This window comes from Actinomadura sp. NTSP31, from assembly GCF_041951385.1.
Classification (GTDB): domain Bacteria; phylum Actinomycetota; class Actinomycetes; order Streptosporangiales; family Streptosporangiaceae; genus Spirillospora; species Spirillospora napierensis.
This window is the reverse complement of the sequence record NZ_JBGNUT010000016.1, coordinates 49645-75183: the sequence shown is the minus strand read 5'-3', so window position 1 is coordinate 75183 and position 25539 is coordinate 49645. Positions and strand designations below refer to the sequence as shown.

The 25539-nt window shown below is 73.2% G+C and carries 25 protein-coding genes; 14 read left to right on the top strand and 11 right to left on the bottom strand.

The features are described 5' to 3' along the window. Positions 1 to 7: 7 nt before the first annotated feature. On the bottom strand, positions 8 to 1270 hold the full coding sequence (locus tag ACA514_RS26245; protein ID WP_375043890.1) for an MFS transporter: 1263 nt from the start codon (positions 1268 to 1270) through the stop codon (positions 8 to 10). Positions 1271 to 1359: 89 nt separating this feature from the next. On the opposite strand from ACA514_RS26245, the gene ACA514_RS26240 reads away from it, so the two are divergent. Together ACA514_RS26240 and ACA514_RS26235 are read left to right on the top strand one after the other, a co-directional pair. Continuing rightward, complete coding sequence (locus ACA514_RS26240) at positions 1360 to 1734, top strand: ArsR/SmtB family transcription factor (protein WP_375043889.1); 375 nt, start codon at positions 1360 to 1362, stop codon at positions 1732 to 1734. Between the two features lie 63 nt (positions 1735 to 1797). Continuing rightward, positions 1798 to 3255 carry a methyltransferase gene (locus tag ACA514_RS26235; RefSeq protein WP_375043888.1) on the top strand — a complete coding sequence of 486 codons (1458 nt, stop codon included), beginning with the start codon at positions 1798 to 1800 and terminating at the stop codon, positions 3253 to 3255. An 18-nt stretch (positions 3256 to 3273) separates the two neighbouring features. Here ACA514_RS26235 and ACA514_RS26230 read toward each other — a convergent pair whose 3' ends face one another. The 3 genes from ACA514_RS26230 to ACA514_RS26220 all read right to left on the bottom strand — a co-directional run bounded on the left by ACA514_RS26230 (position 3274) and on the right by ACA514_RS26220 (position 6754). Continuing rightward, entirely contained in the window at positions 3274 to 4527 is a 1254-nt protein-coding gene (locus tag ACA514_RS26230; RefSeq protein WP_375043887.1) for a sodium:proton exchanger, read from the bottom strand. Between the two features lie 86 nt (positions 4528 to 4613). Next, positions 4614 to 5684 (bottom strand): quinone-dependent dihydroorotate dehydrogenase, encoded by a 1071-nt coding sequence (locus ACA514_RS26225; RefSeq protein ID WP_375043886.1) that lies wholly within the window; start codon positions 5682 to 5684, stop codon positions 4614 to 4616. 71 nt (positions 5685 to 5755) lie between these two features. Next, positions 5756 to 6754 (bottom strand): hypothetical protein, encoded by a 999-nt coding sequence (locus tag ACA514_RS26220; protein WP_375043885.1) that lies wholly within the window; start codon positions 6752 to 6754, stop codon positions 5756 to 5758. A 114-nt stretch (positions 6755 to 6868) separates the two neighbouring features. On the opposite strand from ACA514_RS26220, the gene ACA514_RS26215 reads away from it, so the two are divergent. Next, entirely contained in the window at positions 6869 to 7870 is a 1002-nt protein-coding gene (locus ACA514_RS26215; RefSeq protein WP_375043884.1) for a hypothetical protein, read from the top strand. Positions 7871 to 7973: 103 nt separating this feature from the next. Here ACA514_RS26215 and ACA514_RS26210 read toward each other — a convergent pair whose 3' ends face one another. Beyond that, positions 7974 to 9284, bottom strand: coding sequence for an ammonium transporter (locus ACA514_RS26210; protein ID WP_375043883.1), 1311 nt, complete (start codon positions 9282 to 9284; stop codon positions 7974 to 7976). A 235-nt stretch (positions 9285 to 9519) separates the two neighbouring features. Here ACA514_RS26210 and ACA514_RS26205 point away from each other — a divergent pair, with 235 nt between their 5' ends. Genes ACA514_RS26205 through ACA514_RS26180 form a run of 6 tightly spaced genes read left to right on the top strand, consistent with a single transcriptional unit; the run spans position 9520 to position 15512 of the window. Beyond that, on the top strand, positions 9520 to 10902 hold the full coding sequence (locus ACA514_RS26205; protein WP_375043882.1) for an extracellular solute-binding protein: 1383 nt from the start codon (positions 9520 to 9522) through the stop codon (positions 10900 to 10902). Between the two features lie 11 nt (positions 10903 to 10913). Continuing rightward, complete coding sequence (locus ACA514_RS26200) at positions 10914 to 11870, top strand: carbohydrate ABC transporter permease (RefSeq protein WP_375043881.1); 957 nt, start codon at positions 10914 to 10916, stop codon at positions 11868 to 11870. Further along, entirely contained in the window at positions 11870 to 12700 is an 831-nt protein-coding gene (locus ACA514_RS26195; RefSeq protein ID WP_375043880.1) for a carbohydrate ABC transporter permease, read from the top strand. Before ACA514_RS26200 ends, ACA514_RS26195 begins: the two co-directional genes overlap by 1 nt. Before the next feature lie 20 nt (positions 12701 to 12720). Then, complete coding sequence (locus ACA514_RS26190; RefSeq protein ID WP_375043879.1) at positions 12721 to 14016, top strand: ABC transporter ATP-binding protein; 1296 nt, start codon at positions 12721 to 12723, stop codon at positions 14014 to 14016. A gap of 22 nt (positions 14017 to 14038) precedes the next feature. Further along, complete coding sequence (locus ACA514_RS26185) at positions 14039 to 14725, top strand: class I SAM-dependent methyltransferase (protein ID WP_375043878.1); 687 nt, start codon at positions 14039 to 14041, stop codon at positions 14723 to 14725. A 28-nt stretch (positions 14726 to 14753) separates the two neighbouring features. Then, entirely contained in the window at positions 14754 to 15512 is a 759-nt protein-coding gene (locus tag ACA514_RS26180) for a YqjF family protein (protein WP_375043877.1), read from the top strand. A 7-nt stretch (positions 15513 to 15519) separates the two neighbouring features. On the opposite strand, the gene ACA514_RS26175 is transcribed toward ACA514_RS26180, so the two are convergent. Next, entirely contained in the window at positions 15520 to 16344 is an 825-nt protein-coding gene (locus tag ACA514_RS26175) for a DUF4352 domain-containing protein (RefSeq protein WP_375043876.1), read from the bottom strand. A gap of 116 nt (positions 16345 to 16460) precedes the next feature. Between ACA514_RS26175 and ACA514_RS26170 the strand changes: the two genes are divergently transcribed. Continuing rightward, the gene (locus ACA514_RS26170) at positions 16461 to 17306 is read left to right on the top strand and encodes a polysaccharide deacetylase family protein (protein WP_375043875.1); all 846 of its coding nucleotides are present in this window, start codon (positions 16461 to 16463) and stop codon (positions 17304 to 17306) included. Here ACA514_RS26170 and ACA514_RS26165 read toward each other — a convergent pair. Further along, a complete protein-coding gene (locus ACA514_RS26165) occupies positions 17293 to 18756 on the bottom strand; it encodes an aminotransferase class I/II-fold pyridoxal phosphate-dependent enzyme (protein WP_375043874.1) in 1464 nt (487 codons plus the stop codon). The genes ACA514_RS26170 and ACA514_RS26165 overlap by 14 nt on opposite strands. Positions 18757 to 18829: 73 nt before the next feature. Here ACA514_RS26165 and ACA514_RS26160 point away from each other — a divergent pair, with 73 nt between their 5' ends. The 3 genes from ACA514_RS26160 (at position 18830) to ACA514_RS26150 (ending at position 20257) form a co-directional block, all read left to right on the top strand. Then, on the top strand, positions 18830 to 19186 hold the full coding sequence (locus ACA514_RS26160) for a DUF3140 domain-containing protein (protein WP_375043873.1): 357 nt from the start codon (positions 18830 to 18832) through the stop codon (positions 19184 to 19186). A gap of 12 nt (positions 19187 to 19198) precedes the next feature. Beyond that, a complete protein-coding gene (locus ACA514_RS26155) occupies positions 19199 to 19390 on the top strand; it encodes a hypothetical protein (protein WP_375043872.1) in 192 nt (63 codons plus the stop codon). 90 nt (positions 19391 to 19480) lie between these two features. Then, entirely contained in the window at positions 19481 to 20257 is a 777-nt protein-coding gene (locus ACA514_RS26150; RefSeq protein WP_375043871.1) for an MgtC/SapB family protein, read from the top strand. Between the two features lie 4 nt (positions 20258 to 20261). On the opposite strand, the gene ACA514_RS26145 is transcribed toward ACA514_RS26150, so the two are convergent. Beyond that, positions 20262 to 20447 (bottom strand): hypothetical protein, encoded by a 186-nt coding sequence (locus tag ACA514_RS26145; protein ID WP_375043870.1) that lies wholly within the window; start codon positions 20445 to 20447, stop codon positions 20262 to 20264. A 49-nt stretch (positions 20448 to 20496) separates the two neighbouring features. Between ACA514_RS26145 and ACA514_RS26140 the strand changes: the two genes are divergently transcribed. Beyond that, positions 20497 to 23223 (top strand): AAA family ATPase, encoded by a 2727-nt coding sequence (locus tag ACA514_RS26140; protein ID WP_375043869.1) that lies wholly within the window; start codon positions 20497 to 20499, stop codon positions 23221 to 23223. Here ACA514_RS26140 and ACA514_RS26135 read toward each other — a convergent pair. From ACA514_RS26135 to ACA514_RS26125, 3 genes are all read right to left on the bottom strand, one after another. Next, positions 23216 to 24424, bottom strand: coding sequence for an erythromycin esterase family protein (locus ACA514_RS26135; protein ID WP_375043868.1), 1209 nt, complete (start codon positions 24422 to 24424; stop codon positions 23216 to 23218). The genes ACA514_RS26140 and ACA514_RS26135 overlap by 8 nt on opposite strands. 89 nt (positions 24425 to 24513) lie before the next feature. Further along, positions 24514 to 24972 carry a carboxymuconolactone decarboxylase family protein gene (locus ACA514_RS26130; RefSeq protein ID WP_375043867.1) on the bottom strand — a complete coding sequence of 153 codons (459 nt, stop codon included), beginning with the start codon at positions 24970 to 24972 and terminating at the stop codon, positions 24514 to 24516. Between the two features lie 78 nt (positions 24973 to 25050). After that, positions 25051 to 25533 (bottom strand): RrF2 family transcriptional regulator, encoded by a 483-nt coding sequence (locus ACA514_RS26125; RefSeq protein ID WP_375043866.1) that lies wholly within the window; start codon positions 25531 to 25533, stop codon positions 25051 to 25053. Positions 25534 to 25539 lie beyond the last annotated feature (6 nt).

Genomic DNA, 25539 nt, shown 5'->3' with positions numbered 1-25539 from the left:
GGCGCCGTCACGGGTCGAGGTGGCGGCGGGCGGTGACGACGACGAGGCCGCCGGCCACGGCGAGGGTGGCGAGGGCCGCGGCGAAGAGGGTGGCGCCGGTCGTCAGGCCGACGGCGTCGCTGAGGTAGCCGGCGGTGACCGGCAGCAGGCCGGCGGGGACGTAGCCGCCGATGTTGAAGGCGGCGTTGGCCTCGGCGAGGCGGCGCGGCGGGACGGCCGCGTTCAGCAGCGACAGGCCGCCGAGCTGCCCCATCCCCTGGCCGGCGCCCGCGAGGACGGCGGCCGCGGCGAGCGCCGCGACCGACGCGCCGTGGACGGCGACGACCAGCGCGGCCATCGCGGCGGTCGTGCTCACCGCGCCGGCCACCAGGATCACGCGCCGCCGCAGCCCCTGGACGGCGAACTGCACGCCGGTGGCGGCGGCGAACATGACGAACGCCATGCCTCCGGCGACGATCCGGTTCCCGGTGCCCAGCAGCCCCGACAGCAGTGACGGGCCGAGCGACAGGACGAACGACGTCGCGGTGATGCCGGGCGCGAACACGGCGATCCCCAGCACGAGCCGCATGGCGCTCTCGCGCGGCACGCCCGGCACCCGGATCCAGGTCCGCGACGCGGGCCCGGACGGGCGCGGCAGCGGCATCCGCAGCACGGCGAGGGCGGCCGTGACCAGCAGGACGGCCTCGACGGCGAACACGGTGACGGTCGGCGCGGGCAGCGTCTCGGACAGCAGGCCGGCGAGGAACGGGCCGAGCCCGGCGCCGAAGACCATCGCGGACGAGGCGAGCAGGGCCGCCAGCCGGCGGCGGTGCGGGCCGGCGACGTCGGTGACGGCGGCCATGCCCGCGGACACGACGGCGCCGACCGCGATGCCGGTCAGCAGCCGCGCGACGATGAGCGCGGCGACCGTGGCGGCGGTCGCGAAGACGCCGCAGGCGACGAGGGCGAGGGCGAGCGCGGGCAGCAGCACGGGGCGGCGGCCGAGCCGGTCGGACAGCACGCCGGACACCAGCAGCGAGCCGAGCAGCCCGACGATGTAGAACGCGAAGACCACCGTGAGCGTGCCCTTGGAGAAGCCGATGTCGCGCTGCCAGAGCACGTAGAGCGGCGTGGCCGCGTTCGACAGCACGAAGACGGCGGTGACGGGCCAGGCGGCGAGCCAGACCCAGCGGGCACCGGCCGCCGTCTGCGAGGCACCGGCGTCCGCGGGTGAGGTGTCGTGCGGGGCGCGGCGGCCGTCCCGCCTGCGGATCGTTCGGGCGTGCGGCATGGGGATCCCTTCGCCGGAGCAGTACGACTTTTTTCGAACTTAGCATGCAGTACGATGAAACTCGTACAAGCGGGAGAGGGGACGTGACCATGGCATCGACCACGCGGCCGGCGATCCGGGTGCTGCCGGAACCGCCCGGGCTGCCCGCGCCGCTGCCGGAGCCGGCCGTCGAGGACCTCCGGCTCGAGACGGTGCTGGGCGCGCTGAGCGGGCCGCTGCGGCTGAGCATCGTCCGCAAGCTGCTGCTGGAGCGCGAGGAGTTCGACCATCCCTGCGGCTGGTTCGGCTTCGACCGGCCGAAGTCGTCGCTCACCCACCACTTCAAGGCGCTGCGCGAGGCCGGCGTGCTGCGGCAGCGCCAGTACGGCCTGGAGCGCCGCAGCGAGGTGCGCGTGGACGACCTCGACGCCCGGTTCCCCGGCCTGCTCGACCTCGTCGCGGTCTGGGAGGAGCGTCCGGCCTGATCCGGCGGGACTCGCCGCCGCGAGTGGGACGCGGCGGGCGGACCCAGCGGGCAGGATGGGCGGATGCGTGATCTTCGGGAGGCCCTCCGCCGCGTCCGGGCCCGGTTCGACGAGGCGGGCTACACCGTCGACGGGGTGCGGGGGCTGCTCGGGCCGGTCGCCGGGGGCGCGCTGGCGCGGGACGAGATCGTCCCGGCGGTGCGCGCGACCCGGGGCGGGTCGCCGCTGGAGGTCCTGACCCGGCTGTTCTGGTTGCAGGTGCCGGTGGACGCGGACGCCGTCGACGCGCGCGACCTGCTCGCGGCGGGCCTCGCCGAGCGGTCCGGCGGGGAGGTCCGGGCGCTGCTGCACGTCGAGCCGCTGGAGTCGGTGAGCGGCGGCGGGCACGCCGGGTACGCGGTGTCGGATCTGAAGGTGCGTCCCGGCTCCGGCGCGGTCCCGGCGGACGATCACGTCGTGGGTGCGGGCGGCGCGTCGGGGAATCTCGCCCGGCTGGTTGTCCACAAGGCTGTGGACAACGTTCTCGACCTCGGCACCGGATGCGGGGTCCAGGCCGTGCATCTGCACGACCGGTTGCGCCCCGGCCGCATCACGGCGACGGACGTGAACCGCCGGGCGCTGGAGCTGGCCGCGATGAGTTTCGAGCTGTCCGGAATGGACGGCGTCGAGCTGCTGGAGGGCTCGCTCCTGGAGCCGGTGCGGGGGCGGCGCTTCGACCTCGTCGTGTCGAATCCGCCGTTCGTGGTGGCGCCGTCCGGTGACCGCCGGTTCACCTACCGGGAGTCCGGGATGCCGGGCGACGACTTCTGCCGGCGGCTGGTCGGCGCGGCGCCGGAGATGCTCGAAGACGGCGGATACTGCCAGCTCCTGGCCAATTGGCTGCATGTCGACGGCGTCCCGTGGGAGGAGCGCGTCGGCGCGTGGGTGGACGGCTGCGACGCGTGGATCGTCCAGCGGGACGTCCAGGATCCCGCCGAGTACGCCGAGTTGTGGCTCCGCGATTCCTGCGAGGCGGGCACGCCCGAATACCGGGCCCGCTACGACGCGTGGCTCGATCACTTCGAGCGGCAGGGCGTCACCGGCATCGGATTCGGGTGGATCACGTTGCGGCGCGCCGAGCGTCCGGCCGTCCGGATCGAGGAGCTGCGGCAGCCCGTCGAGCAGCCCGTCGGCGCCTATGTGGAAAGCGTCCTGGACGGGTTCCGGAATGCCGAAAAGTTGTCCACAGGCTGTGGACAGGTGCTGCGGGCCGCGTCCGGTCTCGTCCAGGAACAGGTCGGCGCGCCGGGCGCCGAGGACCCCGAACGCATCGTGCTCCGGCAGACCGAAAAGCTGGGCCGCGCCGCCGGCGTCGGGACGGTCGAGGCCGCGCTCGCCGGCGTCTGCGACGGCAGCCTCCCGCTCGACCGGCTCCTGGACGCGATCGCCCAGCTCACCGGCATGGACGCCGGTCAGGTCCGGGAGCACGCCGGCACCGTCCTGCCCGAGCTGGTCGCCGACGGCTTCTTCGAGGTGCCCTAGCGGTCTCCTGGCGGGCCCCTAACGCCGGACGACGGCCTCCATCGCACGGCCGAGGTCGCGATACCGGTTGATCAGCACGGTGAAGCCGATCGCCAGGTAGATGCCCGACAGCACCAGCCGCGCCTGCTCGGCCGGCAGCGCGAACTGGACCGCGAACAGCGCGAACAGCAGCGCCGCCTCCCAGCGCTTCAGGATCAGGTCGATCAGCAGGCCGAGGCCGAGGACGGTCTGCGCGGCGGTCAGCAGCACCTCCTCCAGCTGCCGCGAGTCCAGCGGCAGCGACCAGCCGCCGCCGCCCGCCCGGTAGGCCAGCGGCAGGCTGGCGATCAGCAGCGTCCACTGGTTGATCTTGCTGGACAGCAGCGCGCCGATCGCGTCGGCGTCCCGCAGCCGCCACGCGAACATCACCGCGACGATCAGCTCGGGCGCCTCGGACGCGAGCGGCGCGAGCCACTGCACCAGCAGGAACTCGTCGATGCCGAGCGCGGACCCGGCGTCCACCAGCGAGTTCGCGAACGGTTCGGCGGAGACGAACACCAGGACCGCGCCGATCGCGAACCCGGCCGAGCCGGCGGTCCGGCGCAGCCGGCGCGGCAGCGTGACGAGCCGGGCGGGGACCCCGACGAGGTCCGCCACGTCCTCGCCGCCGCTCCGGGCGATCCGGGCGAGGTAGATCGCGTACACGGCGATCAGGACGATCGCGATGTACCACCCGATCTCGGCGGTCAGCGCCGGGATGAAGCCGAGCACGGTCGCGAGCGCGAGGAAGCCCAGCTCGGTCCGGTGGTGCGGGGCCAGCCGCACGTCCCGCCGTTCCCCGCCTGCCGGCCGTGCCCGCCGCCGCCGGCCGTGGCGTCCGCCGCGCCGCGCGACCCGCCGGGCACCGAGCGCGAACGCCAGCACGACCAGCGCCCAGCCGACTCCGACCAGGAGCCGGTTCGCGCCCGTCATGTTGGCCGCGGCGTAGCCGGCGTAGTGCGGCTTCGAGCCCGCCGCGTACGCGTAGTACACGTCCACCGCGTACTCGGGCAGCACCGCGATCAGGGCGAGCAGCGCCAGCGCGAGCGCCCCGGAAATGTCGGCGCGCGCCGTCTCGGACGCCCACATCAGCAGGACGGCCGCCGCGAGCACCCCGGCACCGTAGATCACCGCGGCGGCCGCCGCGGGCGGGTGCAGCCCGGCGGCCCGCGTCACCACCGCCGGCAGCGCGATGACCAGCGCGGTCCCGACGCGGGCGAGCAGCGTCTCGCGGGACACCAGGTCGCCGGGCATACCTGCACCGTGCCCGGCGTCCTACCGCCGATGCCCACCGTTCGGCAAAGCGCCGATCTTCGTTGACTCGCCGCGGGCGGGCGTGGTCAGCGGCGGGCGGCCGTGATGGTGGGGAACGTGCTCGACTTCAGGCGGCGGGACAGGCCGCGCTGGACGCGGCGTGCCCACAGCGGCCCGCCGTAGATCATCCCGGTGTAGCCCTGGACGAGGGTGGCGCCGGCCCGGACGCGCTCCCACACGTCGCCCGCGTCCTCGACGCCGCCGACGGAGACCAGGACGAGCCGGTCGCCGGCGCGGGCGCGCAGCCGGCGCAGCACGTCCAGGGACCGGTCCTTCAGCGGCGCGCCGGACAGCCCGCCGGTCTCCTTGGCCGCCGCGGCGTCGCTGCGCAGGCCGGACCGCTCGATGGTGGTGTTGGTCGCGATGATGCCGTCCAGGCCGAGGTCGATCGCGAGGTCGGCGACCGCGTCGACGTCGTCGTCGGCGAGGTCGGGCGCGATCTTGACCAGCAGCGGGACGCGGCGCGGCGCGGACCGATCGGCGGCCTCCCGGACGGCGGCGAGCAGCGGCCGCAGGTGCTCCACGGCCTGGAGGTTCCGCAGGCCCGGGGTGTTCGGCGAGCTGACGTTCACCACGAGGTAGTCGGCGTAGGGGGCGAGCCGCTCGGTGCTCGCGACGTAGTCGGCGGCGGCCTCGGCCTCCGGGACGACCTTGGTCTTGCCGATGTTGACCCCGACGATCGTGCCGGGACGGCGGTTGCGGAGCCGCGCCGCCGCGGCCTCCGAGCCGGCGTTGTTGAACCCCATCCGGTTGATGACCGCCCGGTCGCGGGGGAGCCGGAACATCCGGGGCCGCGGGTTGCCGGGCTGGGGCCGTCCGGTGACGGTGCCGATCTCGACATGGCCGAACCCGAACGCGCCGAGCGCCGCGTAGGCGACGGCGTCCTTGTCGAACCCGGCGGCGAGCCCGAGCGGGCTCGGGAAGTCCAGGCCGAACGCGCGCACGGCGAGCGCCGGGTCGCGCGGCGCGAGGAGCCGCCGCAGCAGCGGCGCCGCGCCGGGCACCGCCTGGATCGCGCGCAGCGCCCGCATCGTCAGGTGGTGCGCGGTCTCCGCGGGGATCCGGGAGATGACCAGTGAGAACAGGAGTCGATACATCGCCCGCCAGTATCTCAGCCCGGCCGGGCGCGCCGCGCGGCGGCCGGTGGCGGCCGGCAGCCGGGCGGCGGTCAGCGGCCGAGGAAGGTGCGGCGGAGCGTCCGGCGGACTTCGCGGCTCGCCTCGCTCATCGTCCGGCGGACGGCGCGCAGCGGGTCGCGGACGATGACGCGCCAGGTCGCGCCGATGCCGCGCCCGATGGGGGCGAGGACGTTCGTCCCGAACCAGCGGAGCGGTATGACGACCAGCACGCGGACGGGCGCGACGATCAGGGTGCGCCACAGCCAGGACAGGACGCGGGCGGCGAGCCGCCACGTCCCGGCGATGCCCGCGCCGATCGGCGCCAGGACGTACCGCCACAGGGCGCGGGCCGGGACGACGACGAAGACGCGCAGGAGCCAGCCGAAGAACCGCCCGGTCTGCCGCCACGACCACGCGACGCCCGCCGCGAACACCCGCCACGCCGCGGCGATGCAGCGTCCGATCGCCCGGACGAGCCAGGCGAGGCCGAGCAGCGGCGGCAGCAGGACGTACCGCCAGAGCAGGACGAGGGGCAGCACGAAAATGACGGCCAGAACCCGCCCGATGCCCCGGAACAGCCACGCGAACCCGCGCCCGATCCACGTCCCCAGCCAGGCGAGACCCCGTCCGAGGGCGCGCAGCGGCCGGAGCAGGACGAGATCGAGGAACCGCCCGACCGGCGTCAGCACGTACCGGTAGAGCCAACGGGCGGTGATCGCGATGCCGAGGCCGAGCATCCGCAGCGGCCACCACAGGGCGAGGCCGAGCGGCCGCAGCACCCACCGGTACAGCGCGACGGCCACCGCCGCCGGGATCCGGACGAGCACGCGCCAGCACGCCGCGACGCCCCGCCCGATCAGCCTGAGCAGGTCGTACAGGAGCCGGAACGGCACCACGACGATCAGCGCGATCACCCGCGCCGGGACGACCAGCCACGCGGGACCGGCCGGCGCCGGGCGCTCGGGCTCGGGCGGCGGCAGCTTGGCGAAGAGGCCGGGGGAGCCGGGAGTTGCGGGGCCGGGCGGGCCGGGACGGTCGGGGATCGTCACTCCGTACCTCGTTCGTGGTGTTCGCGGGCTTTTGCTGGGACGCGCCCGGGGTTGAACCCGTTCCGTGCCGTTCACCGTACTGCTCCTCGATCAGGACACTCTGGAGGACACGAGATGCGTTTCCCACGTTGGGCGATCCCTTCCGCGGCCGCCCTCATCGCGTCCGGGATGGTGCTGTCGGCGTGCGGCCAGGAGAACGGGAACAAGCGGGGGAGCGCGGCCTCGGGGAGCAAGATCGCCGCGGATCCCGCCAAACCCGCTTCGCCGTCGCCGTCCGCCGCGCCGACGACCCTCGAGGTCGCCAGCGTCACCAGACTCGGCAAGGTCGTCACCGACGGCCAGGGCAGGACGCTCTACCGCTTCGACAACGACACCGCGAAGCCGTCCGCGTCGAGGTGCGCGGGCGCGTGCGCGAAGGCGTGGCCGCCGGTGTGGGCCACGACGTCCGCCACCCGGGTCAACGGGGTCGAGCAGTCGCTGGTCGGCAAGGTGCAGCGGCCGGACGGCAAGTGGCAGGTCACGCTGAACGGCTGGCCGCTGTACCGCTACGCCAAGGACCAGAGCCCCGGCGACGTCACCGGGCAGGGCGTCGGCAAGAAATGGTACGCGGCGGCGCCGACCGGCAAGAAGGCGCTGGCGCTCGCCCCGGCGAAGAAGAAGACGGGCAAGTGGAAGGGCTGGACGGTCGTCAAGGCCAAGAACGACCCGAAGTTCGGCATGATCCTCACCGACGGGGACGGCCGCACGCTCTACCGCTACGACAAGGACACCAGCAAGCCGCCGAACTCCACGTGCTTCGGCGCCTGCAAGAAGGCGTGGCCGCCGGCGGTGTTCAACGGCTGGAAGCACCTCAAGCTCGAGGGCGTCAGCAAGAAGGTCGTCAACTTCATCGAGCGCAAGGACGACGGCAAGTGCCAGCTCACGATCAACGGCTGGCCCATGTACTACTACGAGAAGGACACCCGGCCCGGTGACACCAAGGGCCAGGGCGTCGGCGGGATCTGGTGGCTGACCAGGCCGAGCGGCGCGAAGGTCATGACCGGCGCGGGCACCGGTTCCGGTGGCGGCACCGGCTCCGGCGGCGGTTCGGGTTACGGGACGGGCGGCGGCTACTGAGCCGCGGGGCGTCCCCCTCAGGCGAAGGCGCGGAAGGAACGCGGATCGGTCGGGGTCCGCGAGCCTTCCGCGCCTTCCTCATGCGCCCTGTGGCCCTGTGCCTTTATGCCCCCTGCTCCTGGTGCGCCTGCATCCCGAGCGCCCCGTTGCCGGTGAGCTTGGTAAGCGGGTTCGCGTGGCCGTTGACGCCGTGCTCGTAGGCCGTCTCGGCGTGCAGCGCCAGGTCGACGCCGCCGGTCTCGTCCTCGGCGGACACCCGGAAGCCCATCAGCTTGTCGATCACCTTGCCGACCGCGAACGTGACGGTGAAGGCGAACAGCCCGACGACCGGCACCGCGATGGCCTGCTTGCCGAGCTGGACGGCGCCGCCGCCGGTGAGCAGCCCGGACGCGCCGCCGGTCATCGAGCGGACCGCGAGCAGCCCGATGAGCAGCGTCCCGATGATCCCGCCGACGAGGTGGACGCCGACGACGTCGAGCGAGTCGTCATAGCCGAGCCGGTGCTTCCAGCCGACCGCGTAGGAGCAGACGACGCCCGCGACGAGCCCGACGGCGAGCGCGCCGAGCACGTTCACCGACCCGCAGGACGGGGTGATCGCGACGAGCCCGGCGACCACGCCGGACGCGGCGCCGAACGTGGTGGGCCGGCCGTCGCGGCGCTGCTCGACCAGCAGCCAGCCGAGCAGCCCGGTGCAGCCGGCGGCGAGGGTGTTGAGGAAGACGGCGGCGGCGGTCCCGTTCGCGGCGAGCGCGGAGCCGGCGTTGAAGCCGAACCAGCCGAACCAGAGCAGGCCGACGCCGAGCAGGACCATCGGCAGGTTGTGCGGCCGCATCGCCTCCTTGCGGAACCCGATGCGGGGGCCGAGGACGAGCGCCATCGCGAGCCCGGACGCGCCGGAGGCGATCTCGACGACGAGGCCGCCCGCGTAGTCCAGCGCGCCGAGGTCGGAGATCCAGCCGCCGCCCCACACCCAGTGCGCGATCGGCGCGTAGACGACCAGGGCCCAGACCGGGACGAACACCATCCAGGCCGAGAACTTGGCGCGGTCGGCGATGGCGCCGCTGATGAGCGCGGTGGTGAGGATCGCGAAGGTCAGCTGGAAGGTGACGAACAGCAGTGCCGGGACGTGACCATGGGGTGTCTCCGGGGTGATGCCTTTAAGGCCCGCGTGCTCGAATCCGCCGAGCAGGCCGAGCCCGCCGAGATCGTGGCCGAAGGCGAGGCTGTAGCCGGCCGCGAGCCAGGCGACGGTGACCAGCGCGACCGAGACCAGGCTCATCATGATCATGTTGAGGGTGCTCTTGGCGCGCACCATCCCGCCGTAGAACAGCGCGAGTCCGGGCGTCATCAGCAGGACGAGCGCGGTGCTGGCGAGCAGCCACGCGGTGTCGCCCGTGTCGATCCCCTTGGGCACGGCGTCTCCCCCTTCGCGGGTCCGGTGTCCGCCATCGAGAATCACCCGTGTCCGTTTCGTGTCTTATGCCGCTTTGTTTCGGCTGTGTTTCATGTTGCGGTTGCGTTGCCTTCTGCTCACCGCTCACTCTTCGCGTCTCGACAGTTACGCAATCCGGTGTTCTCATGAAATCGGACCCGCCATGGATGCGTTCCGGCGAAGCGCCCGCGCATGGTGGGTGGCTTCGGGAGGCCTGATGGTCGAGGGAGTCGGACGAGCGGAACGAACCGAACGGAACGGTCCACGGGGGCACCGCGGGACCGGACCCGCAGCACGCAGGACGGCGGCACCGCGCAGGACGGCGGCACTGCGCGCGGCGGTCGCGCTGGGGCTGGCGGCAAGCGGCCTCGCGGCCTGCGGGAGCGGCGGGACCCCCACCCTGAACTGGTACATCAACCCCGACAACGGCGGGCAGGTCAAGCTCGCCGACGCGTGCTCGAAGGCGTCCGGCGGCAAGTACCGGATCAAGACCTCGCTGATGCCGGACGACGCCACGCAGCAGCGCGAGCAGCTCGTCCGGCGCCTCGCCGCCAAGGACGACGGGCTCGACCTGATGAGCCTCGACCCGGTGTTCGTCGCGGAGGCCGCCAACGCCGGGTTCCTCCGCGCGTTCCCGGCGGCCGAGGCGGCGCGGTTCACGCAGGGCGTGTTCCCGGCGGCGGTGCAGAGCTCCACCTGGGACGGGAGGCTGTACGCCGCGCCGTTCTGGGCGAACACGCAGCTGCTCTGGTACCGCAAGTCCGCCGTGCAGAAGGCCGGCGTCGATCCGAACGCGCCCGACTTCACCTGGGACAAGATGATCGACACGGCGCTGCGCACCGGCGGCACCATCGGCGTGCAGGGCAACAAGTACGAGGGCTACATGGTGTGGATCAACGCCCTCGTCGCGTCCGCCGGCGGCCGGATCCTCAGCGACGCCGGCAGGGGCGACGACGCGAGGATCGACATCGACTCGCCGGCCGGCCGCGCCGCGGCGGCGATCGTGCACCGGCTGGCGAGCTCCCGGGCGGCGAGCCCGACGCTGTCCACCGACATCGAGGAGCAGGCCCGCGCCCTGTTCAACGGGGCGCGCGGCGAGTTCATGGTCAACTGGCCCTACATCTGGGCCGCCGACGAGAGCGACGCCAAGGCCGGCGTGATCAACAAGGCGATCCCGTCGGACATCGGCTGGGCGAGGTACCCGCGGGTCGCGCCCGGGCAGGACAGCAAGCCCCCGTTCGGCGGCATCGAGGTCGCGATCGGCGCGTACGGCAAGTACAAGGACACCTTCGCGGTGGACGCGGTCACCTGCATCACCTCGACCCCGCACCAGAAGGAGTACATGCTCGCCGAGGGCAACCCGGCGGCGCGTCCCGCGGTCTACGACGACCCGGAGATCAAGAAGCAGTTCCCGATGGCGGGGCTGATCCGCGACTCGGTCAACGCGGCGGCGCCGCGCCCGATCACGCCGTACTACACCGACGTGTCCGGCGCGATCCAGAGCCGCTGGCACCCGCCGGCGTCGGTGAACCCGAACTCGACGCCGCGCGAGTCCGCGACGTTCGTCCACCAGGTCCTGCGCGACCAGCGCCTGCTCTGAAGGGACCGACGATGACCGCGATACAGACCGCCCCGGCGGCCGGCGGCAGGTCCGCGGCCCGGCGGGCGGAGATCTCCGACCGCGGCCGCGCCGAACGCCGGCTCGGCCTGCTGCTGTCCGCCCCGGCCGTGATCGTCATGCTGGTGGTGACCGCGTACCCGCTGGTCAACGCGGTGTACCTGTCGCTGTTCAGCTACCGGATCACCGCCCCGGAGGACCGCCGCTTCGTCGGCCTCGCCAACTACGGGACGGCGCTGTCCGACCCGCTGTTCTGGCAGGACGTCCTCACCACGTTCGTCATCACGTTCATCACCGTCGCCGTGGAGCTGGTCATCGGGTTCGCGCTCGCGATGGTGATGCACCGGGCGGTCTTCGCGCGGCGCACCGTCCGCACCGCGATCCTGCTGCCCTACGGGATCGTCACGGTGATCTCGGCGTTCGCCTGGAAGTACGCCTTCGACCTGCAGTCGGGGTTCGTCAACTCCTGGTTCGGGCTCGGCGACCACGCCTGGTTCTCCGGCCGCTGGTCCTCGCTGTTCGTGATCATCCTCTCCGAGATCTGGAAGACGACCCCGTTCGTGTCGCTGCTGCTGCTCGCCGGCCTGGCGCAGGTGCCGGGCGACCTCGGCGAGGCGGCGACCGTGGACGGCGCGACGGCGTGGCAGCGGCTGCGCCGCGTGACGATCCCCAACATGAAGGCCGCGATCCTCGTCGCGGTGCTGTTCCGCAGCCTCGACGCGTGGCGGATCTTCGACAACGTCTTCGTCATGACGTCCGGCCAGCAGAAGACCGAGACGCTCTCGTTCCTCACCTACCGGCAGACGATCACCCGGACCGCGATCGGGCTCGGCGACGCCGTCGGGGTGCTGCTGTTCCTGTCGGTGGTGCTCATCGCGGTCGTGTTCATCAAGGGGTTCCGGGTCGATCTGGCGCAGGCGCGCGGCGAGCGCGGGGGAGGCGGCAAGTGATGGTGACCGCCCGTTCGAAATGGCTGTGGGCGCTGGCGTCCCTGCTGATCCTCGTCTGGACGGTGTTCCCGATCCTGTGGATCGTGATGCTGTCGTTCAAGCGGCCCGGCGAGATCGGCAACCAGAAGGGCTTCCTGCCGCACCACTGGACCTGGGAGAACTACCGGACGGTCTTCGAGACCGACCTGTTCACCTCCGCGCTGATCAACTCGATCGGCATCTCGGTGATCGCCACCGTCGTCGGCGTCGTGTTCGCGACGCTCGTCGCGTACGCGATCGCCCGGCTGGAGTTCCCCGGCAAGAAGGCGATCCTGTCGTTCGCGCTGGCCATCGCCATGTTCCCGGTGGTGTCGCTGGTCGGGCCGCTGTTCGACCTGTGGCGCGACGTCGGGCTGTACGACACCTGGCCCGGCCTGATCATCCCGTACATCTCGTTCGCGCTGCCGCTGGCGATCTGGACGCTGTCGGCGTTCTTCCGCGAGATCCCGTGGGAGATGGAGCAGGCGGCGCAGGTGGACGGCGCGACGACCTGGCAGGCGTTCCGCAAGGTGATCGTCCCGCTGGCGGCGCCCGGCGTGTTCACCGCCGCGATCCTCACCTTCTTCTTCTGCTGGAACGACTTCGTGTTCGGCATCTCGCTGACCTCGTCGGACCGCGCCCGGGTCGTCCCGGCCGCGCTGGCGTTCTTCACCGGCGCGTCGGAGTTCCAGCAGCCGACGACAGCCATCTGCGCGGCGGCGGTCGTGGTGACCGTCCCGATCGTCGTCATCGTCCTGGCGTTCCAGCGCCGCATCGTGGCCGGGCTGACGTCCGGCGCAGTCAAGGGCTGAGGGCCCGAGGGGGTTGAAGCATGGCCGCCATCACCATGAAGAACATCGTCAAGCGGTACGGCGACGGGTTCCCGGCCGTGAACGAGGTGTCCCTGGACGTGCGGGACGGCGAGTTCATGATCCTGGTCGGGCCGTCCGGCTGCGGCAAGTCCACCCTGCTGCGGATGATCGTCGGGCTCGAGGACATCACCGCGGGGGAGATGCGGATCGGCGAGGAGGTCGTCAACAAGATCGCGCCGCGGCAGCGGAACCTGTCGATGGTGTTCCAGAACTACGCGCTCTACCCGCACCTCACGGTGTACGAGAACATCGCGTTCCCGCTGCGCCTGGCGAAGGTGTCCGGTGCCGAGATCGACCGGCGCGTCCGCGAGACGGCCGAGCTCCTGGAACTGACCGAGCACCTGCAGCGCAAGCCCGCCAACCTGTCCGGCGGGCAGCGGCAGCGCGTCGCGATGGGCCGCGCGATCATCCGGCAGGCGAACGCGTTCCTGTTCGACGAGCCGCTGTCCAACCTGGACGCCAAGCTGCGCGGCCAGATGCGCACCGAGATCTCCCGGCTCCAGCGCCGGCTCGGCGTCACGACCGTGTACGTCACCCACGACCAGACGGAGGCAATGACCCTCGGCGACCGCGTCGCAGTGCTGCGCAAGGGCGTCCTGCAGCAGGTCGGCAGCCCGCGCGAGCTGTACGAGGAGCCGGTCAACCTGTTCGTCGCCGGGTTCATCGGCTCCCCGTCGATGAACTTCCTGCCCGCGTCCGTCGACGGCACGTCCCTCGACACCCCGCTCGGCCGCTTCGAGATCGGCGACGCCCGCAAGGCCGCCGCGATCGGCGGCCGGGAGATCGTGCTCGTCGGGATCCGTCCCGAGCACTTCGAGGACGCGGCGCTGGTCGGCCCGGACAAGAGGGCGCACGGCAGCGTGGTGCGGGCGCGCGTCGACGTGACCGAGTGGCTCGGCAACGAGCTGTACGCCTACGTCCCCTACGAGGCGCCGGCCGACCTCGCCGCGCAGCTGCGCGACCTGTCCCGCGAGCTGGACAGCGACCAGCTGCGCACGCAGGCCGTCGTGGCGCTGGACGCGGCGAGCCGGATCACGGCGGGCGAGGGCGCGGAGCTGTGGATCGACACCGCGAAGATCCACATCTTCGATCCGGCGAGCGGCGAGAACCTCACCCGCGACGAGGAGCGGGTCGCCGAGCTCTCCCGGGTCGCCGAGCACGCCCGCGAGGCGCAGCGCCGCGCGCAGCGCCCGGGTGCGGGCGCGGGCGCGGCGGCCGACCCGGCGGGCGGTGAGGGAGCACCGGTCACGAGCTGAACCTGTTTGGGACGATCGGAGCATGTACGAGCGCTTCGCCCACGAGTACGCCGCGCACGCCGAGGCGAGCCCCTACAACGCCCTCTACGACCGCCCGGCCGTGCTGGGCCTCGCCGGGGACGTGCGCGGCAGGACCGTGTTCGACGCCGCGTGCGGCCCCGGCCTGTACGCCGCCGAACTGCAGGAACGCGGCGCCCGCGTGATCGGCTGCGACGCGAGCCCGACGCTGGTCGCGCTGGCCCGCGAGCGCACCGGCGGGCGCGCGGACCTGCGCGTCCACGACCTGTCCGAGCCGCTCGGCTGGGTGCCGGACGGGTCCGTCGACCTGGTCGTGCTCGCGCTCGCGATCCATTACCTGGACGACCGCGTCGCCCTGCTGGAGGAACTGCGCCGGATCCTCGCGCCGGGCGGGGCGCTGGTGCTGTCGACCGAGCATCCGATGGCGAAATGGGTGCGGCTCGGCGGCTCGTATTTTACCACCGAGCCCGTCGAGGAGTCGCTCAGCGAGAGACGCGACTGGCCGGTGCGTTCCTGGCGCATGCCGCTGACGGCGATCTGCGCCGAATTCCGCCGCGCCGGCTTCCTCATCGACGAACTGCTCGAACCGCTTCCCGTTCCGGAGATGGAGGCCCTGTACCCCGACGACCACGAATGGCTGAACCAGGTGCCCGCCTTCGTGGCCTTCCGCCTGGTCCCGCGTCCCGCCTGACCGGTTCCCCGCCGCCTATGCTGGCGCGGTGCCGCCGATCTCCGCGCCCGTCGAACCGGTCACGCCCGATCCGCCGGGCTCGATCGACCGCCCGCTGCTCACCCAGTCCTGGCTGGACGTGGCGATGGTGCACTGGGCCGCCGACCCCGCTGACGTGGCGGAACTGCTTCCGGCGGGCGCCCGCCCGGACACCCTCGACGGCGTCACCTACGTCGGCCTCATCGCGTTCCGGATGCACGGCGTCGGCTGGCTCGGGCTGCCGGGCGTCCCGTATCTCGGGAATTTCGCGGAGACGAACGTCCGCCTGTATTCGGTGGACGGCCACGGGAGGCGCGGCGTCGTCTTCCGCTCCATGGACGCGTCCCGCCTCGTTCCCGTCCTCCTGGGGCGGGCCGGTTTCGGGCTTCCCTACCTGTGGTCGCGCATGTCGGTCCGCCGCGCCGGCGACATCGTCGCCTACGCCGGTTCGAGGCGCTGGCCCGGCCCGCGCGGCGCCCATTACCGAATGGTGGTGCGCACGGGCGAGCCGATCGACGAGCCGACTCCCCTCGAGCATTTCCTGACGGCCCGCTGGGGCCTGCACAACACTTTCCTGGGGCGCTCGCTGTATCTGCGGAACGCGCATCCGCGCTGGCCGCTGCACCGCGCCGAACTGCTCGAATGCAAGGAAGACCTGGTGGCCGCCGCCGGCCTGCCCGCCCCGCTCGGAGACCCGGTGAGCGTCCTGTTCTCCCCCGGCGTCCAAGCCCACTTCGCCCTCCCCACAGGCCCGGTGCGGACCTCGTAGAGCCCGGTCAGGCGCTCCCGATCTTGATGCGGATGCCTTGGCTGTTCTTGGAGGCGTGGAGTTCGAGGGCGCGTGGGGTGAACCCGCGCGGGACGTCGAAGAGCAGATTGGTGGTCGAGGACGACCCGGCGGGCAGTGTCCGGGACGCGGACGTCCCGTACTTCTTCGACCGGGAGGACCGGACGAGGAACGACCCGGGGTGCGCGCCGCCGTTGCCGTGGAGGTGTTGGGACGCGGCGTCCAGGCGGAGGGGGGTGGAGCCGGCGTTGGCGGTGGTCAGGCGGATGCGGCAGAGAGTGCCGTGGGGGGTGATGCCCTTGATCTTCAGGCCGCAGTGGGGCGCGGACGCGGTGAAGGTCAGGTCGCCGTCCTGGACCGGGGTGCCGAGGGCGCCCGGGACGGGGGCGGTGGCGTGCCGGTGGGCGGCGTAGCCGCCGGCGGCGAGGCCCGCGATCAGGAGGGCGACGAGTGCGGTGAGGATCCGGCGCGGGCCGGCGGTGCGGCCGCCGGCGAGCCGGATGTCGCGGATCGCGAGCCAGCCGATCTGCACGGTGGCCGCGAGGTCGGCGACCGCGATGAGCGGCAGCAGCCATCCGGCGGCGCCCCGCCGGTAGCTGTTGAGGATGAGCAGGACGGCGAACGCGGCGAGCGCCTGGACGCCGAGGACGGCGCCGAACGCCTGGAACACCCGGCGGACGGCCCGCACCGGTTCGGTGTGCCCGGGCCGGCGGGGATCGGGGGACGGCCAGCCGACGGGGCCGGGCGGGTCCGGGCGGGTGGGGGCGGTGACGAAGCCGGGCGGGTCCGGGTGGGTGGACTGCGTGTCGGGCACCGGCACCACCGTACGGGACCGCCGAATCCATGATCGTCTTTGGCCCGAAGCGGCCAGGTGACGCGGCGCGGGACCCCGCGCAATGGACCCGTGAGGCGGGAGGTAAGTTCTGCGACATGGGGGACTTGTGGGGGCGGTCTGTCCGTGTCGTCGCGGGGGCCGGGGTCCTGGCACTGCTGCTCGCCGGCTGCCAGAGATCGGCCGCGGAGAAGCCGGTGAAAGAGAAGCCGCAGGTCGCCGCGCCCGCCGTCCGGCAGCAGGAACCGGACGCGTCGGCGGTCTGGCGGAAATGGGGGCTGGAGCCGATGGCGCCGGCCCCGGCGCCGCCCGCCGACAAACCGCTGAAACTCTCCAAGAAGGGCCCGGCGAAGGTCTTCCAGAACGTGCCGACCAAGGACAAGGTCGTGTTCGTGACGCTCGACGACGGGCAGGAGAAGGACCCGAAGTTCATCGAGATGATGAACGACCTGAAAGTGCCCGTCACGATGTTCCTCACCAAGGACGACATCCAGGACGACTACGGGTACTTCAAGCCGCTGCAGGCGCTCGGCAACCGGATCCAGGACCATACGATCACCCATCCGGTGCTTCCCGGCCTCGGTCTGGAAGGGCAGAAGCAGGAGATCTGCGGTGACCGCGACGCCCTGGTCCAGCAGTACGGAACGGCGCCGACGCTGCTCAGGCCGCCGTTCGGGCGATGGAACTCGCTGACCCAGGAGGCGGCGCGCGAGTGCGGGATCAGCGGCATCGTGATGTGGGTGGCCTCGATGCAGATCCACGATTTCCAGTACGACGACCCGAACAGGGAACTGCATCCGGGTGACATCCTGCTCGCCCATTTCCGAGGGCGGGAGCAGCTCAAGGGCGAGACGATGACGCAGATGTTCGCGCACCTGCTCAAGCAGATCGAGAAGCGCGGATTCGCCGTCGGGCGGCTCGAGGACTACATCAGCGTTCAATGAACACGCGGACGCTCTTCACCGCGGAGTCGGCGGCGTCGGGAATGACCATTCCGGCGTCGACGCCCGTCCGCAGGTAGTCCATGACCGGGGCGTTGATCCGCTCGCCGGGCAGGACGGCCGGGATGCCGGGCGGGTAGGGTGTGATCATCTCGGCGGAGACGCGGCCGACGGCCTCGTCCGCCGGAACCTGCTCGGCGGGGCCGAAGAACGCGTCGCGCGGCAGCACGACCAGCTCCAGCCGCAGGTCGGACGGCGACGGCACCCGCACCTCGGGGACGCCCCGCAGCGAGTCGACGTTCTCGCGCAGGTCGCGGAGGGCGGTGAGGAGCTGCCCGACGGTGTCCTTGTCGTCGGCGAAGGTCAGCTGGGCGCTGATGCGGCGGTGGTCGGCCAGGTGCATGTTCACGTGGTGGTGCTCGCGCAGCCAGTCGGCGGCGCGGTAGCCGCTGGCGCCGAGGTCCGCGAGGTCGATGACGATCGGCAGCGGGTCGAGGTCCTGCGCGCGCCCCGGGCCGGTGAACGCGTCGCGGCCCTGCACGTCGAAGCCCATGTCCGCCAGCTCGGACCGGGCCCGGGCGGCGAGGTCCAGCGCGTTGCCGAGCAGCTCGTGGCCGTGCTCGACCATCTGGCGGCGCCATGCGTCCAGGCCCGCGTACAGCAGGACGGACGGGCTGGTCGTGCCGAGCAGGTCCTCGCGCGCACTGAGCACGTCCGGGTCGACCAGCGAGCCCTGGAGATGGAAGACCGAGCCCTGTTCGAGGCCGGCGCCCATCTTGTGGACGCTGGTCACGCACACGTCGGCGCCGGAGTCCATCGCCCAGGTCGGCAGGTCGGGGTGGAACGGCAGGTGCGCGCCCCACGCCTCGTCCACGATCAGCGGCTTGCCCCGCTTGTGGCATTCCTCCGCGATCGCCGAGAGGTGCGCGCACGTCCCGTACGGGGTGGGGCTGGTGACGAGGGCGCCGCGCGCGTCGGGATGCTCGTCCAGCCGGGCGGCGAAGGCCCCGGCGGACGGCGGGTGGGCCAGATGGCGGTCGGCGTCCCACTGCGGCTCCACCCAGATCGGGCGGATGCCGGCCAGGATCAGCCCGGACACCACGGACTTGTGCGCGTCCCGCCCGACCAGCAGCTTCTCGTGCGGGCCGGCGACCGAGAGCATCGCGCTCTTGACCGAGAGCGAGCTTCCGCAGGTGGAGAAGAACGTCTGCTCGGCGTGCACCGCGTCCGCCATCAGCTCCTGCGCCCGCTCCAGCACCCCGTGGCTCGACGTCCGGTCGTCCAGCCCGGAGATCGCGAGCAGGTCCGACCGGTACACCGCGTCGCCGAGCACCTCGCGGGCCCGCGGGTCGGCGCCGCGGCCCTGCTTGTGGCCCGGCGGGGTGAACGGGACCTGGCCCTCCCGGTGGTAGGCGGCCAGGGCTTCCAGGACGGGGGCGTGGGAGTGGTCCATGGGCTGCGTGTTCCCCGCCGCGGTCCGCTTTAACGGACGAATGGGCCGCCCGACACCGGGTAGGGCGACCGGCATGAACGATCGCATACCGGCGGAGGCGGAGCTGGCCTGGGAGGACTTCCACCGGCTCGTCAACATGACGTCCGACGAGCTGCGCACCTGGCTGCTGACGGACGCCTCGGGCGAGGAGGCGTTCCCGGCCGGCCCGGGAACCGGCGTCTCCGAGCTCGGCGCCCGCGTGGTGGACCTGCTGCGCAAGCGCAAGGTCGACCTCACCGACGGCGACGCCGACGTGATGCGGCAGGTCGTGGACTACGTCGAGGAGCATCTGGACGCCCCGCCGCCGGACGGCGCGAGCAACGAGCGCTGGCGGCACGAGCTGATGACGGTGGGCCACGACCCGCTGCGACCCGAGCCGTCCAGCGCATAGGAGGGGAGGATCATGCCGAACCCGCAGCAGCCCGAGATGAGGCGGTCCGGGCGGACCGCCGTGACCGAGGAGCCGGCGCCGGAGGCCACCGACCCGAAGTCGACGCGGGCCAAGGGCCGCGCGCACGGCACCGACAAGGGGAACAAGGGCGGCGGCAAGGGCGGCGGGACACCGCCGGACCAGCAGCCGGACCACCCCGAGTAGACCGGCGGGACGAGGCCGCCCCGGACATGATCGTCCGGGGCGGCCTCGGCGCGCGGCATTCCGGCCGGGACGGGAGGGCAGGGACCGAAGGTGTTGGAGGTTTCCCCAGGTCAGGGCCTCGTGCAGATCGGCGAGCTGCTGCTCGCCCTGGTGCTGTCGGCCTGCATCGGCCTGGAGCGGGGGCTGCGCAACAAGAGCGCGGGCCTGCGCACGCACACCCTCGTCGGTGTCGGCGCGGCGCTGTTCATGCTGGTCAGCAAGTACGGGTTCCAGCACGCGCCGGGGCCCGTGTCGTTCGATCCGTCCCGGGTGGCGGCGCAGATCGTCTCCGGCATCGGCTTCATCGGCGGCGGGCTGATCTTCGTCCGGCGGGACGCGGTGCGCGGGCTGACGACCGCGGCGGTGGTGTGGGTGACGGCGGCGGTCGGGATGGCGGCGGGCGGCGGGCTGTGGCTGCTGGCGCTCGCGGTGACCGGCGGGCATTTCGTCGTGGTGTACGGGCTGAGCGCGCTGACGCGGCGGCTGCCGCTGGAGCGGTTCCGGCCCGCCGGCCTGGCCCGGCTGCGGCTCGTCTACCGGGACGGGCGGGGCGCGCTGCGGCGGGTGCTGGTGGAGTGCACGCAGCGCGGGTTCGCCGTGCTGGAGGTGAACGTCGAGCGCGAGCGCCTGCCGGACGACTCCGACCGCGGCCGCGACGAGCGCCGCGACCGCGACGAGGGGTCCGGGCGGCGCGGCGAATGGAACGCGGTGGTGACGCTCGTGCTGGAGGGACCGGGCTCGGTCCCCGACCTCACCGCGGTCCTCAGCGAGATGCCCGACGTCGCCGGCGTCACCGTGGGGTCGGACCACGGTGACGACAGCGAATGATCGGCTAGGGGGCCTGGGTCTGCGGGCGGTAGCCCTCGTCCTCGCCGCCGGGCGCCTCCGCCTCGGCGTTCGGGGGGTCGGTCTTGCTGGGGGCGTGCTCGTCGGCGAAGTCGTCGTCGGTCTCCTGCGGCGCTCCCGCCTCGGCGCGGCGGTCGGCGAGCGGCTTGTCCTCGTCCCGTTTCTCGGTCATGCGCTTCCCCTACTCCGGGGCGCCGCGAATAAACGCCTAGGGTGAAGGCATGTTGTACGGGCGGGACGAGGAACTGGCCGCGATCGACCGGCTTCTCGGCCAGGTCCGCGGAGGGCACGGCAGGACGCTGGTACTGCGCGGTGAAGCCGGCATAGGCAAGACCGCCCTGCTCGACCACGCCGTTGCGGAAGCATCCGACATGCGGGTGCTGCGCGGTACGGGCGTCGAGTACGAGAGCGGGATGCCGTACGCCGGTCTCCACATGCTCGTGGGCGGACATCTCGACCGCGTCGACGCGCTACCCGAGGCGCAGGCCGGTGCATTGCGCGCCGCGTTCAACATGGGCGCCCGCCAGGAAACCGGCGGCGGCGACCGGTTCCTCGTGGGCCTCGCCGTCCTCACCCTCTTGGCGGACCTCGCCGAAGAGAAGCCGCTGCTGTGCGCGGTGGACGACGCGCAGTGGCTGGACGGCCCGTCCGTCGAAGCGCTGCTGTTCGCCGCGCGCCGATTGGAGGCCGAACCCATCGGCGTGCTCTTCGCCGCCCGCGACATGGACGCGCCGGAGTTCCCCGCGCCGGGCCTGCCCGAGCTGCGGGTGCGCGGGCTCGGCAAGGCCGCGGCCACCGAACTGCTCGCCCGGCACGCCGCCGAGCTGCCCCGGCACGTCCACCACGAGGTCCTCGCCGCGGCGATGGGCAACCCGCTCGCGCTCCTCGAACTGCCCGGGCTCCGGACGCAGGCGCACGACGCGTCCTCGGCCTACGAGCGGATCCACCGGTCGTTCGCCGAGAAGATCGCCGCGCTGCCGGAGCCGTCGCGGACGCTGGTCCTGCTGGTCGCGGCGGACGATCTCGGCGCGACCGGCGTCGTCGTGGACGCGGCGGGCCGGCTCGGCGCGTCCGTCGGCGACCTGGAGCCCGCCGAACGCCGCGGCCTGCTGCGCTCCACCGCGGACGGACGGCTGGAGGTGCGGCACCCGCTGGTCCGCAGCGCCGCCTACGGCGAGGCGCCGTTGGGCCTGCGCCTCGCCGCGCACCGCGCGCTCGCCGACGCCTACCGGGAGCGCGGCGACGGCTGCCACCACGCCTGGCACCTGGCGCGGTCGGCGGTCGGCCCGGACGAGGACGTCGCCGCCGTCCTGGAGTCGACCGCCGACGCCGAGCGCGACACCGGCGGCGACGCGTCCGCCGCCGCGATGTACGAGACCGCCGCCGCGCTCAGCCCCGCCCCGGCCGCGCGCGGCCGCCGGCTGGAGGCCGCCGCCCGCGCCTACGCGTTCGCCGGGCTCGCCGACAAGGCCGTCGAGCTGGCCGCCCGCGCCGAACCGGACCTGCCGGACCCGGTCGCCCGCGCCGGCCTGACGCTGATCCGGGCGTCCCTCGCCGACGAGCAGGACCGGACGAAGGAGGCGTACCGGATGTTCGCCGAGACGGCCGCCTCCGTCGCCGACCTCGAGCCCCACACGTCCGGGTACCTGTTCTTCCAGGCGGCGGGCGCCGCCGCCAACGCCGGCGACTTCGCCTCCGTGGCGGCCATCGCCGCGCGCGGCGCCGAGCTGGACCTGCCGAACGCCTCCCATCTGCACGCCCTGACCCGGGTGTTCGCCGGGCAGAATCCGCTCGCCGCGTCCGGTGACGTGACCGCGGGAGTCGCCGCGCTGCGCGAGCTGACGGACGGCATGAACGCCTGCTACAGCCCGCGCGACCGGATCCGCCTCGGGATGTGGCACATCCTGCTCGGCGACCTGGAGGGCGCCGCGGAGACCGCCGCCGAGCTGGAGCGCCGGTACCGCGCGCAGGGCGCGATCGGGCTGCTGGCGCAGGTGCTGATGATCCGCTCGCGGGCGCTGCTGATGCTCGGCCACCACCGGGACGCGCGCACCGCCGCCGCCGAGGGCATGCGGATCGCGGCCGACACCGGGCAGCACCGCATCCGCGTCTACCTCGCCACCGTCCTCGCGCTGCTCGCCGCCATCGAGGGGGACGAGGAGCGCTGCGCCGAGCTGACCGAGGAGGCGCTGGCCCGCGGCGTCCCGCCGAGCAGCGTCCACGCGGCGGCGGCGCGCAGCCTGCTCGACCTCGGCCTCGGCCGCCACGAGGCCGCGCTGTCGCGGCTGTCGGACGTGGTCGCCGGGCCGTCCCGGCAGGGCGCGATCGCGAGCCTGCCCGACCTGGTCGAGGCCGCGGTCCGCGCGGGCCGCCCGGAGCTCGGCCGGGAGGCCGCCGACTGGTACGCGGGCTGGGCCCGGCAGATCGGGCGGCCGTGGGCGGAGGCGATCGCGCTGCGCTGCACCGCCCTCCTCGCCGCCGCCGCCGACGACGCCGCCGACGACGCGGCGGACGCGGCGTTCGCGCGGGCCGTCGAGCTGCACCGGGAGGGCGGCACCCCGTTCGAGCGGGCCCGCACCGAGCTGCTCTACGGGGAGTGGCTGCGCAGGTCGAGGCGGCGCAACGACGCCCGCGCCCAGTTCCACTCGGCGCTGGAGGCGTTCGAGCGGCTCGGCGCGGCGCCGTGGGCGGACCGCGTCCGCACCGAGCTGCGCGCCGCGGGCGAGAGCCTGGCCGGCGGCGCGGACGCGGGCCGCGACGACCTCGCCGCCCTGCTCACCCCGCAGGAACTCCAGGTCGTCCGGCTCGCCGCCGCCGGCCTCAGCAACCGGGAGATCGGCGCGCAGCTGTTCCTCAGCCCCCGCACCGTCGGCTACCACCTCTACAAGGCGTATCCGAAGCTCGGCGTGGCCGCGCGGGGCGAGCTGGCCCGGCTCGACCTCACCTGAGCATGCGGGCGGGCGTGACCTCCTGCGAGTGGAGGACGACGTCGAGCAGGGCGCCGGGGGAGGACCCGGGCATTCTGTGGTCGGCGTCGTCCTCCGGCCGGTAGCCGGGGCCGATCACCCGGATGGGCGCCGGGGCCGCCAGCCAGTCCGCTATCTCCGCCGGGTGCGGTCCGCGCAGGTCGAGCAGGTAGTGCGGCGGCCCGGCCTGGCCGAGGACGGCGTCGCCGAACGCGGCGGGCGGCGGCGGGACACGGACGCCGCCGTGCACCGCGCCGTGATCGAACGTCAGGCCGACCGCCAGGTAGCCGTCGCCGAGCTGCTTGCGCAGGTGGCCGCCGGTGTTCGTACGCACGGACGGCCCGCTGGTCACGCCCTCGCCGCTCGCGGCGTGCGCGATGCCGCCCCAGTAGACGACCTTGGACCGCGTCCGGTCGTGCCACCAGAGCAGGTTCGCGGACATCCGCCGCTCGCTGAACGGGATGATCTCCTCGGGCGGGAGGGCGTGGAACCGGTGGAAGTCCAGGATCGCCTGCGCCGCATGGAGCGCCTCGCCCGCGCCGTCAAGCTCGCCGTCGAGCTCGCGGACCAGCGCATGCGCCTGCCGGGCGCGGTCGATGGACGGCTGCTTGTCGGGCTCGCGCCGGACCCGTCCGACGTGCTCGTCGATGTCGCCGTCCGGCCGCAGCGGCGCGTAGAGCCGCTCGATCTCCGCGGCCTTTCCGGGCGCCGCCCGCCGGACGTGATCGATGACCGCGTCGTAGGCGGCCGCCCGCACCGTGGTGAAGTTCAGGCCGAACACCCGGACCGGATCGTCCGGATGGCGCTCGTTGAACGCCCGGATCCAGACCAGCGCGTCCAGGACCTCCTCGGTCCGCCAGGGCAGCCACGCGTCGGACAGCAGGGCGCGCGGGTCGCCCGCGCCCGTCCGGACGTAGGCGTCGAAGCGCAGGCCGTTCGTCCAGTCCTCCTCCAGGGCGAGCGTCCTGAACCCGAGCTCCTCGACCAGGAACCGCAGGACGCGGTGCTGCAGCACGAACATCTCGTGAGCGCCCCGCGTCGCGGCCCCCAGGCCCGCCACCCGCGCGCCGCCCGCCGCGTCCCGCAGCGGCTCCAGATCGCCGAGCGGCCCGTCCGCCGAAGCGGCGGCGACCGGCCGCGCGGCCTGCGCGATCCAGCTCGTGACCGCGTCTTCCCTGTTCATGGGGTCCCCTCTCGTCGCCTTCGACGCTAGGAGACCGGTCACCGGCCGGGCATCCGTCACCCGACCGGTCCCTGCGGCCGATGCCCGCGTCAGGCGCGCAGCGAGCCCGCGATCTGGCGGGTCGTGACGTTGATGCGGTTCCAGGAGTTGATCGCGCCGATGGCGATGACGAGGTACGCCAGGGCCTGCTCGTCGTAGTGGTCGGCGGCGTCGTCCCAGACCTCGTCGGGGACGCCCGCCGGGTTGTCGGCGATGCGGGTGGCGGCCTCGGTGAGGGCGAGCGCGGCGCGTTCCTCGTCGGTGAAGTACGGGGCCTCCCGCCAGGTGGCGACCGACCAGAGGCGCTCGTCGGTCTCGCCGGCCTTCTTGGCGTCGTAGGCGTGCATGTCGGCGCAGAAGCCGCAGCCGTTGATCTGGCTGGCGCGGAGTTTGACCAGTTCGAGCGTGGTCTGCGGGACGCCGCTGCGGTGCAGGACGGCCTCCAGGTTAAGCAGCGCCTTGTAGGCGTCGGCGGCGACCGTGCTGAGGTTCTCGATGCGTGCCTTCATGACTTCTCCCTTTTCGAGATGGGGGATATCCAGTTTTTGGACGGGCCGACACCGGGACCGGGGCCCGGGGCCGGATGATCAGTTGCGCGCGTACCAGGCGCGGATGGTCTCGCCCACGCGCGGCGCGCTGCGCTCGGCCGCCGCCCGCACGTCGGCGAGCGTCTGGGCCGCCAGCTCCCGGCGCCAGGCCAGTTCCGCCTTGCGCATGGCGGTGCTGACGGCGCACGGGCGCCGCAGCGCGGACTCGGGCGTGTCGGCGCCCGCGCCCCGGCGGCGGATCTCGGTGCACTGGAAGGCGTCCTCCGGGCCCTCGATCGCCGCCACGACCTCCATCATCGTGATCTTCTCCAGCGGGCGGGCGAGCCGGAAGCCGCCGCGCGCGCCGGGCGTCGAGGTCGCGAGGCCCGCCTTGACCAGCGCCTGGAGCTGCTTGTTCAGGTAGGGCGGGGGAAGTTCGAAGCCGGCCGCGAGCCGTGCCGTCGGCACGGGCCGGTCCTCGCCCATCCAGTCGAGCAGCAGCAGGCAGTGCGCCGCCCACTCGACCCCCTCGCTGATCCGCATAACCTG

What these genes read in the sequence shown, in the direction of transcription:
- ACA514_RS26245 (WP_375043890.1), bottom strand. Translation starts at nt 1,270, where the DNA reads ATGCCGCACGCCCGAACGATCCGCAGGCGGGACGGCCGCCGCGCCCCG.
- ACA514_RS26240 (WP_375043889.1), top strand. Translation starts at nt 1,360, where the DNA reads ATGGCATCGACCACGCGGCCGGCGATCCGGGTGCTGCCGGAACCGCCC.
- ACA514_RS26235 (WP_375043888.1), top strand. Translation starts at nt 1,798, where the DNA reads ATGCGTGATCTTCGGGAGGCCCTCCGCCGCGTCCGGGCCCGGTTCGAC.
- ACA514_RS26230 (WP_375043887.1), bottom strand. Translation starts at nt 4,527, where the DNA reads ATGCCCGGCGACCTGGTGTCCCGCGAGACGCTGCTCGCCCGCGTCGGG.
- ACA514_RS26225 (WP_375043886.1), bottom strand. Translation starts at nt 5,684, where the DNA reads ATGTATCGACTCCTGTTCTCACTGGTCATCTCCCGGATCCCCGCGGAG.
- ACA514_RS26215 (WP_375043884.1), top strand. Translation starts at nt 6,869, where the DNA reads ATGCGTTTCCCACGTTGGGCGATCCCTTCCGCGGCCGCCCTCATCGCG.
- ACA514_RS26205 (WP_375043882.1), top strand. Translation starts at nt 9,520, where the DNA reads ATGGTCGAGGGAGTCGGACGAGCGGAACGAACCGAACGGAACGGTCCA.
- ACA514_RS26200 (WP_375043881.1), top strand. Translation starts at nt 10,914, where the DNA reads ATGACCGCGATACAGACCGCCCCGGCGGCCGGCGGCAGGTCCGCGGCC.
- ACA514_RS26195 (WP_375043880.1), top strand. Translation starts at nt 11,870, where the DNA reads ATGGTGACCGCCCGTTCGAAATGGCTGTGGGCGCTGGCGTCCCTGCTG.
- ACA514_RS26190 (WP_375043879.1), top strand. Translation starts at nt 12,721, where the DNA reads ATGGCCGCCATCACCATGAAGAACATCGTCAAGCGGTACGGCGACGGG.
- ACA514_RS26185 (WP_375043878.1), top strand. Translation starts at nt 14,039, where the DNA reads ATGTACGAGCGCTTCGCCCACGAGTACGCCGCGCACGCCGAGGCGAGC.
- ACA514_RS26170 (WP_375043875.1), top strand. Translation starts at nt 16,461, where the DNA reads ATGGGGGACTTGTGGGGGCGGTCTGTCCGTGTCGTCGCGGGGGCCGGG.
- ACA514_RS26165 (WP_375043874.1), bottom strand. Translation starts at nt 18,756, where the DNA reads ATGGACCACTCCCACGCCCCCGTCCTGGAAGCCCTGGCCGCCTACCAC.
- ACA514_RS26160 (WP_375043873.1), top strand. Translation starts at nt 18,830, where the DNA reads ATGAACGATCGCATACCGGCGGAGGCGGAGCTGGCCTGGGAGGACTTC.
- ACA514_RS26155 (WP_375043872.1), top strand. Translation starts at nt 19,199, where the DNA reads ATGCCGAACCCGCAGCAGCCCGAGATGAGGCGGTCCGGGCGGACCGCC.
- ACA514_RS26145 (WP_375043870.1), bottom strand. Translation starts at nt 20,447, where the DNA reads ATGACCGAGAAACGGGACGAGGACAAGCCGCTCGCCGACCGCCGCGCC.
- ACA514_RS26140 (WP_375043869.1), top strand. Translation starts at nt 20,497, where the DNA reads ATGTTGTACGGGCGGGACGAGGAACTGGCCGCGATCGACCGGCTTCTC.
- ACA514_RS26135 (WP_375043868.1), bottom strand. Translation starts at nt 24,424, where the DNA reads ATGAACAGGGAAGACGCGGTCACGAGCTGGATCGCGCAGGCCGCGCGG.
- ACA514_RS26130 (WP_375043867.1), bottom strand. Translation starts at nt 24,972, where the DNA reads ATGAAGGCACGCATCGAGAACCTCAGCACGGTCGCCGCCGACGCCTAC.
- ACA514_RS26125 (WP_375043866.1), bottom strand. Translation starts at nt 25,533, where the DNA reads ATGCGGATCAGCGAGGGGGTCGAGTGGGCGGCGCACTGCCTGCTGCTG.